Source organism: Pseudoalteromonas sp. MMG013, assembly GCF_018100885.1.
Taxonomy (GTDB): Bacteria; Pseudomonadota; Gammaproteobacteria; order Enterobacterales; family Alteromonadaceae; genus Pseudoalteromonas; species Pseudoalteromonas aurantia.
The window spans coordinates 121,956-134,826 of the sequence record NZ_JAGJEE010000015.1; the positions used below are offsets into that span (position 1 = coordinate 121,956).

Below are 12,871 nucleotides of genomic sequence, written 5' to 3' on the forward strand. Positions count from 1 at the left end.
ACCTCATTATTTAGTGTTTGCATCATGACGCTTTAATTCCATCGAGAACTTAATTTCTCTTGGAATACCATCATTCAAAAACAACGTTCGATCTTCACTGATTGACATAATGATCCAATTGCCCAAGACGCGACCAACGCTGGGGTCTGACTTACCACTTGCTTGCACATAGGTGAGTTTGAGTGGTAGTTGGGTCATTGCTTCTGCTCGCATACTATCAATTTGGGTAAGGCCATCTTTCACCAGCTGAGGATATATTGTCCCCGTCAAGCTAAGCGTTTGATCTCCTATCCCCACAAACTGCATTGCGGGGCTGCTATTTTCTGTTTGCGAATCCTGTGTTTTCCAGCGGTAATCCGTATTAAACTTTAAGTTGTCAAAAGCAGCGCCTCCAACAGAAAATTTAAACTTACCTAATTGCATCATATGAGATGCATTACCTACTTTTTCCATTAAGCTACCTCATCAATATAACGAGTACGCAAATCACGTTGCGCTTGCGATTGTTTTTGTTCAAGTACCTGTTTTATCTGTTCTGCAATTTCAATTGCAGACATGCCTGGCGTAGTATTGACGGTAATGTTGGCATTGACCGTCACACTGCCGCCACTGACTGGTGTTTTACCTGATTGTGCCGTTGATGTGCGCGTGCTGGTTGGTGCCAACGATTTGATGTTTAAAGTATTGCCTTTAGTCGCTGTGCCATCGATTAATTTAGGTGAATCGACTTCACTCACCTTATCTTTTCCAAATAATGTATCAACCAACAAGCCAGAGAGGCCACCACCTAATGCCCCCACAATCGCATTGGTTGCATACCCTGCAACAGGTGCGAGCATGCGTACCGCACCATTTTTAGATTTACCCATTTTGTTCGAGACCCATTCACTGGCTCCCCAACCCGCTGCTGTACCACCCATAGTGGTTGCTTTTTGCTTTAATGATAGTGAATCATCATTTGCAGCTTTTAATATCGTGTGCCCATTCAGTATGCGCCCGGCATTAGTGCCTACAGCCGATAACTTAGTCATCGGTCCATTATTAATACCAGCGCTTTTTTCCATTTCAGCAGCCATGCCAGCAAACATATTCGCTTCATTGATAACATTATTTTTTACAAAATCTAATGCAGTACCTGTGTAATTTGCTGATTCAGTCGCTTTATTCTCATCATCTTTTGTTGATTTATCTGTGAACAAGCCACCGATTAAACCACCAAGCGCATTTGATGCCGCACCAATACCTGTAGCACCCAATATTTTTGTGACTGGACTTGCCATTATCTTGCTAAATACACCGCCTTTTTTACTTACTGTGGGCATCGTATTGTGCGCTTTAGATGAGCTTGTCGTTTTAGTATTGGCTAATTCACTGGCACGAGTATCGGCTTTACTACTTTTTCGCCCTTGTGCTTTACTGTCGGAGTCATCTAGCGTATTGCCAAACCACCCACCTAACATGCCGCCTAACGATTCACCACCGAACGCGCCTAATGCACCACCCACGATGCCACCAATGGCCGTGCCAAATACAGGAATAACCGACCCAATTGCAGCCCCAGCAGCAGCGCCCGCAAGTGCACCACCGGCACCTCCAGCGGCTCGTCCGACTTGCTGTGACTTTTCTTGCTTGGTTAAGCTATCATCTGATAAAGTTGACGCGACATCCATCGCCCCCATTACCGCCGTTACAGGCGCTGCTAATTTGCCAAATAACTTACCTAATGGGCTTCTTGTGATACCTTTAATTAACCCTTTGCCTTTAAAACCTCTTTTTACTGACTTACTGAAAATAGGATCATTCGCTGCAACCGGTTTTCCTAATTTAGTATTGTTTGCCTTGGTGCGATTTTTACCTGACTTGTGATTTTGCTCAGTCTCTGATAACCCACCGTCAATAACCGATAACTTCGGCTTTGAGTTAGACTTCGCTTTTGGTCGTGCTTTAGTGTCTGCTGTTGAGTCTTTAGCCCAAGGCTTTTTATTGCTCTTTGGCACTTGTTTTTCGTCTGCAACATTACCATTTTGGTAAGTTGAGCGACCTTTATTCCCTCTGTTTCTGCGAGAGCGTCTATTCCCTCTTTTATTGCCTTTTTTCTTACGCTTTTTAGATTTTTTCTCTTCTTGTTCTGGTGCTTCAAAGTCAGACTCGGCTTCACCACTTGAAAACATATCCGCGATACCACCTAAACCAAACCCATCCAATAAATCGGGTAAAGCGCCCGTTAATGACGATAAGTCACCTTTAACGATCCCTTTAAAATCCAGCTTCGCTAATGTCGCCGCATGATCTTGCATAAATGAGGCTGCCCCATCAAACCCAAACGCATTGAGTAAATCAGGCCCTGCATTTAATAAAGAATCAAGGTCTCCACCCATAATCCCTTTTACATCTAACTGCTTTAAAGCAGGCAATGCCGCTTCCATAACACCGGCAGCACCATCTAAACCCAAGGTCTTTAATATCCCAGGTCCGGCATCCAGTAACGTCGAAATATCACCACTGGCAATACCCTTCATATCGAGCTGTTTCAGTGCTGGGAGCGCATCGCTAAATTTATCCGCTGCCTCACTTAAGCCAAATGCTCTAAGTGCCTCAGGGCCAGCGTCCATCAATGAGGTCAAATCCCCATTCATTATCCCTGTTGGGTCTAGCTGTTTAAGTGCAGGCAAAGCCGCTTGAATTGCATCTGCTGCGCCGCCCAAATTAGCTGAACGCAGCATATCTGGCGCGGTATCAAGTAGACTCGTCAAGTCACCTTGTGCCACACCCACTAAATCTAATTGCTCCAGCGCAGGGATTTTTTGTGTAATAGAATTATGAATACCCTCTAAATCAAGCGTCTTAATTAACTCAGGTGCGACATCTTTAAGCGAGCTTAAGTCGCCAGTCATTAACCCTTTCATGTCTAACTGCTGCAGCGCCGGCATCGCAGTTTGTATCGCATCTGCAGCGCCACCCAAATTCGCGGTACGTAAAATGTCTGGCGCTGTATTTAATAAACTGCTTAAGTCACCCTCTACTGCCCCCGCTAAGTCGAGTTGGGCAAGTGCTGGAATATTCCGTGCTATTGATTGATTCAAGGCATCAATATCAACGGCTTTAATGAGCGCTGGAGCCGCATCTTTTAACGAGCTTAAATCACCTTGCATAATGGCACCGGTATCAATGCTGTGTAATGCAGGTAACATGTTCTCGATTGTTTGTGCCGCTTGCGACATGTTTAACGCATCAAGTGCTGCGGGAGCGGCATCTGCCAAAGAGCTTAAATCGCCCTGCAAAACTGCGCCAGCGTCTAACTTATCTAGTACTGGAAGTGCCTTACCAACTACATTGGCAGCTTGGCCAAGTCCCATGTTCTCTAGCACTTGTGGTGCTGTCGCCGTTAAGCTCGACAAATCACCTTCCATCATGCCTGAAATATCTAACTGATTAAAAGTTGCCAGCCCCGTTTTGAGTGAGTCGCTCATTTGCGGCATATTCAACGCATCTAAGATATGTGGCGCTGTCGAGGTCAATAAATCCAATTGTTGAGAAAATGCTTTCTCGCTATCACTGGCTGCAAACTTCGCACTGTGCTGCGACAATATATCAGTTAGCCCCGTAACATCTATTGAGTTACTTATCTCTGGAATTGCGTGCGTTAAACTTGATAAGTCTTGCTTTACAACTTGCTGAAACTGCCCAAAATCCAGCCCCTCAATATGCTGACTCAAGCCAAAAATAATCTCTGATAAATTGCCACCTTTACCTACTTGTACCGCAAGCTCATTTGCCGCAATATTATTGGCCGCATCAGCCTCGCCTTGCGCTGACTTTTTCTGCGTCTTTATCAGTTCAACAGCGCCATTATCACCAGGGTTACTGACAGCTACCCTACTCAAATTTGCCAATTGTTTTTTGAGCACGTTACCATTGTCAAGCATGAGTTGATTCACATTAAACTTCGCCAATTGAGCCAATACAGGTTCAATTGAGTCGGGCTGCACAATTGCACCTGACGCTTTGATGCTCTTTACCGCCTTAGCGATAAACTGCGCTGCTTTTGCTTGATCTTGCTGAATTTTTGGTAACTTATTTTTAACTTTATTGGCGTTATTTGCCTTTTTTTTGCTGGCTGCGGGAGATTTTTTCGCACCGCGTTTTTGATCAGATGATCCGTGACGTTTCATAGCTATACCTGGGAGATGCAAAGAAGTGAGCTGAGTACTTGCCTGCCAGTACACCCGCCTGCATCAATAGCAAGACTTGTACATAACTGAAATAACAAGCGTGAAATAGTGGGCCGATGGCCAGTAGAGTTGAAAAAGATATGCCAAATAACAATAAGTGAATACCACTTCGTGAATCGTGTTAAATGTGATTTGGCTTATCTATTTAAATATCATCATTGGATTGTACGTAAGTTTATTTACAGAATATTTCCTATTCCAAAACCCTGATCCAAACCTGAGGTTAAACAAGATCATAAAACATGCAGTCTACAGATAAAAAAGGCAGGTCAATGACCTGCCTCCGTTTCTTTTTTATATTCAACGGCTGCTTCGAACCAGTCGCATAGCTCTGATTCGGTTAAGCCGTTTAATTCTTGTAAGCCCCACCCGGTGTATTTTGCGAGGGCTATCACCATGGACTTTAAGCGCTTGGGCGGGATACGAGAAAAGCCTGTAGCTTTTCTCTTAGTTTGACAAAGTCGCTCCAGTCTAATTCTTCAATGACGTCTGGAGATACTTCACACAAATGTGAGAAGTAACGAATTTCGCTTTCTGATTCGCTTAAATCCGTTTTGTCTACCATTAATCTATCACGTACCTTTGGTCGTCTCATCTTTAGCTCTGCATACTCATGCGCATCGACCGTGACTGGGAAAGTCAGTTTAATGATATCTGTCATAACTTATTAAGCTCCAATTGCTGTGCGAAGTAACGCCATTTGGTCAACACCATTAACGATACGAACATCATTGGCTAAATCGATGTCATAAATCACATCTGCGCCAATTTCTAACTTGTATTTTTGTACTGCGTATTGCATGGTTAATTTGGCTTCTTCGCCATCTTTCCAGTTACCCATATCCATTTCTTTGAAGAAACCAGACAACGTTACTTTTACCGGCACTGGTGCTTGACCTTGTGCTTGAATTGCACCACGAGCAACAAGTGGTTTAGTGTCGCCACCCCAACCACCCATAAGTTTCAATACATCTGAACTGTATTCAAGCAGCGTAATTGTGCCTTCCATTTTTTCAAGTTGACCTACATCTAATTCAATAGGCGCTTGAAAACCAGACGTTATTTCACGAGTTTTAACCGTTACTTTAGGTAACGTAATCTCATCAGCGATACCAAGGTAGCCCTTACCATCAACAAATAATTTGAATTTTTTTAGGATCTTAGGAGATGTTGCCATTATACGATTTCCTCTAGGTAGTTGTTAGTAAGGATGCTTTTAAAGGTAATGTGTTCAGCCGGTGTTGGTGGCGTGAAATCAAAGCTAAAATATACTTTACCCGCTTGGATATTAATTGGCGTGTTAAGCTCTTCATCAGCCCAGATTTCGCCACCTAAAATAGCACCTTGTGCTTTAAGGCTATCGAGGTAACCCTGTACACTTTGTACAACATCATCGATGTATGTTTTAGTAATGTTACGGTCAACCGCCCACATGTGAGCACGAAGCAATGAATCGTTGATCATATCAGCTGTACGTACTACAGATAAGAATGCCCATTTAGGGTCATCAGAACATGTGCGGTTACCCCATAGCTTAAAGCCATTTTGACGGATAATCGTTGCTACTTCATTTTCATTTAATAAATTAGCACGGGCATTTGAGTCACCTAATTGAAAATCAATTGGGCGTGCTGTAGCAACAATACCATTCATGTTGGTATTACTTGGACTCCACCAGAAACCGCGGTCGTTATCTGATTTTGCAATCATACCTGCAACACGTGCACTGGCTGGTTCAACGACTGATTGACCATCACGGAAAACACGCACCGCTGGGTCAACCACAAATACACGACGAGAACCGAAGTCTTTACGATATGCTTTTGCATCGTCATCATTGGTATTTGGACCATCAGCGATGATCACAGCACGTAAACGGTTCGCAATTGCCACCATATCTGTTACAACTGGGTTTTTCTCAGAACCATTTTTCTGATGTGTATAGCCAGGTGCCACTAAAATACGCGGTGCAACGCCCACGACTGATTCAGCGCCTAAGAATGCTTGCATCCCTTCATACGAACCATCAGCAGCCACACCGCCTACAATTCGTTGAGTTACCGTTGCTTCATCACCGTCTGCAACACGCACAACAATAATGACTGCGCCCGCTTGGTCAAAAATACCATCAACAGCAGGAACCAAAGTCCCTTTTCTGTCATACTCTACGTCTGTTACCGCTTTTTTAACTTTTTCAGTCAGTGCTTTTAACTCATCCGCGGTAGGCGCGGTGTCATTATTTTCAGCTTTGAATTTAGTGACTTCAACAGCCAGAGCCGCATCACGCAAAGTTTGTAAGCGCGCTGCAAAATCGGTATTGCTAGGATTAACTAATTTAGCCGCTTCTGCACGTTTACCAGCAATAAGTACCGGTGTATTTAAAGGAAAAGCGTCTTCATCTGCAAAAGGCGCCGTACCTATCAAGCCAATTACTGAGCTTTTTACTGTTTTAATTGGACGAGTGCCTGATTGCGCCTCGATTACCTCTACACCATGTAGAAATTTTGACATATGAATCTCCTTTAAGGGTATGTCAGTTAGAAACAAAAAAACCACGCTTGGCGTGGTTTTTGAGAATGTTAAAAATATCAGGCCATTTTGATTGGCCGTACTAGGGGTTGTTGTTCTTTGCTGTTCTATTTTTGTTCTCTTTGAGCATACTTTTATCACGGCGCTTAATATGTGGCCTAGTAATCTAAGCGAATATTAAGCAACAAAGAAAAAGGAGTGCTCAAAAGAACCGGTAGGCAGTGCTTGATTGGCTTTTCTACTATTTTATCGGCTGACTCACATGGAATAACCATGCTACACAGCCTCTGATTTGTATAAAATCCAATCAAGCTGCTGTAAAAATGAACCTAAAAGATCAACAGCACCTAAATAAACTAAATTAGATTTGTATACCTTCGATGAGCACTGGCTCACCACTAATTAAATACAAACCACTGATATCAATCGATAGCTTCCCATCACCTGTTGGTTGCACTGCGACTGACTCCAGTTCAAAGCGAGGTTCCCACTTTTCTAGTGCATTAGAGACAACCAAGGTGATATCTCCCACCATACTGGTCGAATACGGACTATCCAGTAAGTCAAATAAGCCACAGCCATAATCTCTGCGCATCACCCTGCTACCGATAGGTGTGGTAACAATGTCGTGAATACTTTGCTTTAAATGCTCAACCCCCGCGAGGGGCTTTCCTGTTTTTGCGTTCATGCCAAGCATAACGTTGCCTTATATACCTGAAATTAATGATGATTAAGCGTTATCCGCCAACTGTAAAGCCGCCTTCGCCTTGCGCCAACTGCCCGCCACAGTCGGTGGGGTCACCAATACGTGCGACAGCTTTGCCTTCAATGGTAAAGCTGCCTGCGCCCGCTGATATCGCCTTGCCTTCATGTTTTACACTTGGGTCTGTTGACAATACATGCGTACTAATGGGGTCGCCTTCTCTAAGCGCCGGCTTACCCGCCACAGTAAAGCTGCCCTGTGTTGCACTGGCTTTACCCGGTAAAAACAGCGCGTGAACATTGGTCATCGCACCATCTAATGAGATTGCTGGCATACTTACTCCTGTGCACTAATATTCGCGCCATTGAGCTTTAATGTGTTAGCCGCTTTAATCCCTATCCCGGCACTGGCGTCCACCTTCACATCTCCCCCAGTTGCACTAATGTCGACTGTTTTACCAGATAACTTAAGCGCTTCTGTGGCTGAAACCGTGATGTTTTGTGTTGCGTTAACCGTTGCATTGGCGGACGTAATTACGGTGATATCTTTTTCTGTGGTTATATTAAGTGTTCCGGCAGATACAACATCAACCGTTGCCTCTTCACCTTTTATATCAATATAGTAGCGATGCTTTTCGCGGTCGTACTCAACCATGGAGCCATCTTGATATACTGTGCGTTGCACGTGTTGACGGCTCTCTTTTGCTACATCGCTGGCCACTTTGTCTACGTTATGCTCTTGTTGATATAAACTCCCTAATACCACCCCTTGCGCCAAGTCACCACACGGGGCCAATACCACCACTTGCTCACCGACTTCTGGGGCTTGCCATGTTAAATCGTTAAACGCTTGCGCTGTAAGCCAAGGTAACCAAGAGGTTAACCAATCACCAATGGTGACTCTAACCAACGCCTTTTCGTAATCCACCTCATTCACTGTGCCCAATGAAATTAACTTTGCAAGTCGATGCTGCATGTCGGCTTGGGCTAAATTGGTTTGTAATGGGTTGGCTATCATAATTAAGCACTCCCACTACCTGATGGTGACTCAACCGTCGCCGGCGTTTTTGCAATGAGCCAATGTTCACCTCCTTCAGGGCCTAGGTAAACCTCACTGATCGGCGGTAAATCACACACTTCCACAATCTCAACTTGGTAATAAAACTGCCATGTTAATGTCGCTTTCCCTATGGTGCTGCTCGCCTGCTTAGTAAACGCAAACTCAATATGATAAGGCACAAAAAACTGCCATGGAGTGGCCATATCATCCGCCTGCATCAGCATTTCACATTGCTCAATCACCCCATCTAAACGCGTGAGTAGTGCATCACTATTGGTATGTTCTACCTCTAAGTCCAGTTGCAATGTTAATACCCGCCTATCAAGCGGGTTCGGGCTCAAATTCTTATTGGAAGTTGGCCCATACGTCACACCTGACTCAGCGCCTTTTGATTGCAACTCACTGGCTTGGCGTTCACTCAATACTTGAATACATAACTGCGCAACTTGCGTTAAATCTGGATAAGGCATGTTCGGCTTTAATAGCCCTACCTGAGCGGTAGCGCCCAATCCAGACGTTAGGCACTCAAGTACTTTTCGTACTAGGGTACTGCGTTGATTCATAATGATTCTCTGATAAAAAGCTCAGCCAGAAATGGCCGAAAGGTTTTAAGGCGGATGATATGACCGAAGTGGTTTAAGCCGGCAATGGATATCGCGCTTTAATTTCTTCAACTTTAGACAGCCACTTTTGTTTTGCTGCATCAGTTTGATCGTATTGCCATTCAATAAAAAGGGAGTCTGACTCTAATTTATAAGCGTCCTTTCTAGCAGACAATGCTTCTGATGGTTCATACGTCAATTCAAGTTCTGAGACTGGAATATCTACTTCATTTTGTAACAAAAATGAAGCTATCGCATCTAAATCTAATATTTGGCCAACCGAAGCCACTAGTTGCCCTTGATGTTTAATTAACATTTTACACTCCTATTGCTGGTATATCTGTTGGACGTGCGAACTCGGGATAAATACCCCAGCCTACTTTTTCAAGGTCAATATATCCACTGGCAGTGCCAAACAAACAAATTAATGCTTCTCCTGAAGTTTCTCTGTTTTTGGATAACGCTAACTTAGTATGACTTCCATGAAACTGACCCGTTAAATTTGCCACTTTTGTTTGAAAACCATACAACGACCAATCATTTTCATAGCTAATAACAGGCTGCATTGAACCTTCCACATCCCCCGAAATGAGCTTCAAATAACAAGCCGTAGTCAGGCTTCCTTGTTGATAGCCTCGAAACCAATTATCGTCTATTCGTGCAGGGTGAGCCCTGTCATTTCGAGTCCACTTAATCCGTAATATATTAAAATAGCCATTAACATATCCGTCATACACATTAGCTCTAAAATCAGCCGCAACGCTATTCCCAGTATGGTCAACATCATGAGATGGATTACCATGTAATGTCGCTTCTTTTATAACTTCAAGTGACGATAAACCAATCGTATTAAAATGTTTAATTCCTGTTGTTCCGAGAGGTTCCATTCGCTGATTTTTGCTCAGTAATATATGCGATGCTTCCCCTCTTGCACCAACAATAAAGTTATCGATACTCGCTTTTGATTGTGCTATTGAAACATCAACCTCTGCTGATTTTGCAGCCACGGTAGCATCAATATTGCCAATTTTATCTTGTACGGTCTGGGTTAAGTTGTCGGCGGCGACCACCACGTCCGTGAGCCGTTGAGTCATCGGTTTTTCTTGATTTGACATAGTATTTCCTTAATTTTGTTGATTAAGCTTGCTCAAGCGCTACTAAACGCAGCTCTTGCTCAATTTGACGCGCCATGGTGTTGAGTTGAACCAAGGCCATATCAGCCAGCTCTCTATCTACAATCAGGTTAAGATTATCAACGCCGACTTTTACCTCTACACTCTCTGAAGGTAACTGCGCCAGTGATAAGGTTAACCACTGGAGTACTTTCACATCTGGAGTGCGATAACCAAGTGTCGTATCAGGTTTCGAGTAAACACCCAGTAAGATAAGCTCAGGTTCACCTTCGCCGTTATAATTAGGCGACTCAATAAACACGCCGATTTCACGAATCGCATATTCAATCGGCGCATCAAATTTACCTGCTACTTTTAAGCTATTGCCTTCGCCATCAGAATAATCGGTGTCGGCAATCGCAACACGTTCTTTTTCGCCCTTAAGTGCTGTTTGATTTTTATCTGGTGTGTAATCGCTATCACCAAATGCCATGTGACTGATTTTTCCTTTAAAGCCACGCTGTGTGGCGGTCATTAAAGCGTCTAAACCAGCTTGAGTAAATTGCAAGGTTAATGCAGACATTTACGTCGCTCCTTGTAGAGTAAAATAAGTAAGTTGAAGTTGAGATAGCGCAGCTGCAGCCACAGTAGCGCCAGTACATGACTCAGGCCATACTCCTTGCCAGCTCGCTTGCGCCTCCATTGCTGCAATATTCACTTGGCCATAACCGTATAGGTTTACGCCTGCAGCCATAGCATTTGGCACCACACCCGTCATATCAAGGGTGTGCTCTAACCCGCCAATCCCATTTTGACCCGCAAGCACAGCGCCAAGCGTTGCCTCAGTGTCATTCGGTATCACACCGTTAAAGCCGCCTTGTTGTTGCAAAGACCCAATACCGGGTTGAGCGTTAAGCGACGCAACTAAATCAACATACCCCGCATCTGGCCTTACCCCGTTGAATACGCCTTCCTTGGAGAATAATCCCGTCCCTGCACTGACATGTATTCCCATACCAAATTGTTCTTTGAGCGCGATCCCCAACTGAACTTCGACATGAATCGACGCCCGTTTCACAGTGTCAATAATACGCTTTACTTGCGCGAGCATCGCTTTAGTTAATAACCCTTCTTCATTGCTATCGAGATTCTCGTTCACCATCGCGTTAACCACGATAGTGCCGGGCTGCGCATCGATTTGATGCCACCACTCATGAATATCGGTTTCAATATTTAAACTGTCTAACGCTTTTTTTAGCGCAAACGGCGTTGCTTTGAATTGATGGACGACAAACGCATCATCGATCATTTGCCGTTTAGTGTTTTCAGACCACGCATCATTCCAATCATCTACCGACAGCGCCCAAGCAAGCCAAGGTAATAGCTCTGCAGGGCAATTATGTGGATGCCAAATATGTTTTAATAGCTGTGATTTATCAGGGTAAGTAAGTAACTCAGTTAATGATTTAATCAATTGAGTCGCATTATGAGGCAATAGCTTAGGGAGTTCGTCAAAGTCGCTCATTCATCACCTCGACGCACTGCGGTGTTTATCGTGATGTCGCGACACTGTCCAACTGCATTAGCCGGCACAATTACATCTTCTGCTGGGCTGATTACCTGACCATTTTCAACCCCAGGTTGATTAATGGCGCTGAACAACCCCATTTGACTGATGTCTCGCCCTAGTAATGTTTGCTGTGTAATATACTCGTTAAGCGCAGCTTTAACCGTCGCTTCAACACTTGATGCTGAAGGCCCAGGCGCAATTACCAAACTAACCTCTATGTTATATGGCACAACGCTTGGGTTAAAAATCGACACTTTGTCACCCAATGGCCTCACTTTTGACGCCTCTTCACTTGGCCCACTGCCATCGGATGATAATCCAAAATGGTTACGTAGCTTTGCAACTAATTCAGTAGAAGGTATACCATGACCTTCATGGCTCAATATCGTGAGTTCAACAACACAGGGTTGTGGGCTATAAACATACACATCTTTCACACGTGCATCGGCGGATAAAGCATGAAACTGATATGCCTGCTTACTTCCTGCTGTATTTAAGCCCTCAAACACCATTTGAATACGGCGTCTAAAGCGTTCATCACTCTCTACTAAATTACTATCTGAGTCACGAGATAAGTTGTACCTGGATGCAATTGCATCTAAATCATTGCCTGTTGCTGACGCTAACATATTGCCGTTAACTGCATCATTTAATTGACTGTCAAACAACAATGCTTGATATGCCATCATTTCCAGCATAATGGCCAGAGGTTCAGACTCTAAAGTCAACGCATCAGAAAACTCAGGGTGTTTTTCAAGTAGCCTGTGCTTTAACTGCGCATATTTCGTTTCATAGTCCAACACTGTAATACTATCGGGCAGTGGTACTTTTGACATATCGAGTAAATTGAACATGTTCATCGGCTATCCTCTGTTGATAAACAGTCATAAAAAAGCCTGCATAAAGCAGGCTTAATTGGTGGAGTTGGAATCTATATAACACCCAGGTTAATTCACTAGGAAATGTTGTTCCTGTATAACTTCAATTAACCAGCTTATGTGTATCTTACTGATTTTTAGTGTTTAAAACAGGTCAATACTGACCCTTTCAACACATTCACAATA

14 protein-coding genes are annotated in these 12,871 nt (G+C 43.8%); all 14 read right to left on the reverse strand.

The window, feature by feature from the left end; genetic code table 11:
- Positions 1-6: 6 nt before the first annotated feature.
- The 14 genes from J8L98_RS14680 to J8L98_RS14745 all read right to left on the reverse strand — a co-directional run bounded on the left by J8L98_RS14680 (position 7) and on the right by J8L98_RS14745 (position 12,667).
- The gene (locus tag J8L98_RS14680) at positions 7-453 is read right to left on the reverse strand and encodes a phage tail protein (protein ID WP_210997004.1); all 447 of its coding nucleotides are present in this window, start codon (positions 451-453) and stop codon (positions 7-9) included.
- Complete coding sequence (locus J8L98_RS14685; RefSeq protein WP_210997005.1) at positions 453-4,172, reverse strand: hypothetical protein; 3,720 nt, start codon at positions 4,170-4,172, stop codon at positions 453-455. The genes J8L98_RS14680 and J8L98_RS14685 overlap by 1 nt, the downstream gene beginning before the upstream one ends.
- Before the next feature lie 463 nt (positions 4,173-4,635).
- Positions 4,636-4,893, reverse strand: coding sequence for a phage tail assembly protein (locus J8L98_RS14690; protein ID WP_010364460.1), 258 nt, complete (start codon positions 4,891-4,893; stop codon positions 4,636-4,638).
- A gap of 6 nt (positions 4,894-4,899) precedes the next feature.
- The gene (locus J8L98_RS14695; RefSeq protein WP_192507064.1) at positions 4,900-5,409 is read right to left on the reverse strand and encodes a phage major tail tube protein; all 510 of its coding nucleotides are present in this window, start codon (positions 5,407-5,409) and stop codon (positions 4,900-4,902) included.
- Positions 5,409-6,743 carry a phage tail sheath subtilisin-like domain-containing protein gene (locus J8L98_RS14700; protein WP_210997006.1) on the reverse strand — a complete coding sequence of 445 codons (1,335 nt, stop codon included), beginning with the start codon at positions 6,741-6,743 and terminating at the stop codon, positions 5,409-5,411. Before J8L98_RS14700 ends, J8L98_RS14695 begins: the two co-directional genes overlap by 1 nt.
- A 379-nt stretch (positions 6,744-7,122) precedes the next feature.
- Entirely contained in the window at positions 7,123-7,458 is a 336-nt protein-coding gene (locus tag J8L98_RS14705) for a GPW/gp25 family protein (RefSeq protein WP_192507062.1), read from the reverse strand.
- 40 nt (positions 7,459-7,498) lie between these two features.
- Positions 7,499-7,798: a PAAR domain-containing protein gene (locus J8L98_RS14710; protein ID WP_192507061.1), complete on the reverse strand. Its 300-nt coding sequence runs from the start codon at positions 7,796-7,798 to the stop codon at positions 7,499-7,501.
- Positions 7,799-7,800: 2 nt separating this feature from the next.
- Positions 7,801-8,481, reverse strand: coding sequence for a phage baseplate assembly protein V (locus tag J8L98_RS14715; protein WP_210997007.1), 681 nt, complete (start codon positions 8,479-8,481; stop codon positions 7,801-7,803).
- A 2-nt stretch (positions 8,482-8,483) separates the two neighbouring features.
- Complete coding sequence (locus J8L98_RS14720) at positions 8,484-9,086, reverse strand: hypothetical protein (RefSeq protein ID WP_210997008.1); 603 nt, start codon at positions 9,084-9,086, stop codon at positions 8,484-8,486.
- A 73-nt stretch (positions 9,087-9,159) separates the two neighbouring features.
- The gene (locus tag J8L98_RS14725; RefSeq protein WP_210997009.1) at positions 9,160-9,441 is read right to left on the reverse strand and encodes a hypothetical protein; all 282 of its coding nucleotides are present in this window, start codon (positions 9,439-9,441) and stop codon (positions 9,160-9,162) included.
- A gap of 1 nt (position 9,442) precedes the next feature.
- Entirely contained in the window at positions 9,443-10,240 is a 798-nt protein-coding gene (locus tag J8L98_RS14730; RefSeq protein WP_247682566.1) for a hypothetical protein, read from the reverse strand.
- Positions 10,241-10,262: 22 nt separating this feature from the next.
- Positions 10,263-10,820, reverse strand: coding sequence for a phage tail protein (locus J8L98_RS14735; protein WP_210997010.1), 558 nt, complete (start codon positions 10,818-10,820; stop codon positions 10,263-10,265).
- Entirely contained in the window at positions 10,821-11,762 is a 942-nt protein-coding gene (locus J8L98_RS14740) for a phage tail protein I (protein ID WP_210997011.1), read from the reverse strand.
- Positions 11,759-12,667, reverse strand: coding sequence for a baseplate J/gp47 family protein (locus tag J8L98_RS14745; protein WP_210997012.1), 909 nt, complete (start codon positions 12,665-12,667; stop codon positions 11,759-11,761). Before J8L98_RS14745 ends, J8L98_RS14740 begins: the two co-directional genes overlap by 4 nt.
- Positions 12,668-12,871 lie beyond the last annotated feature (204 nt).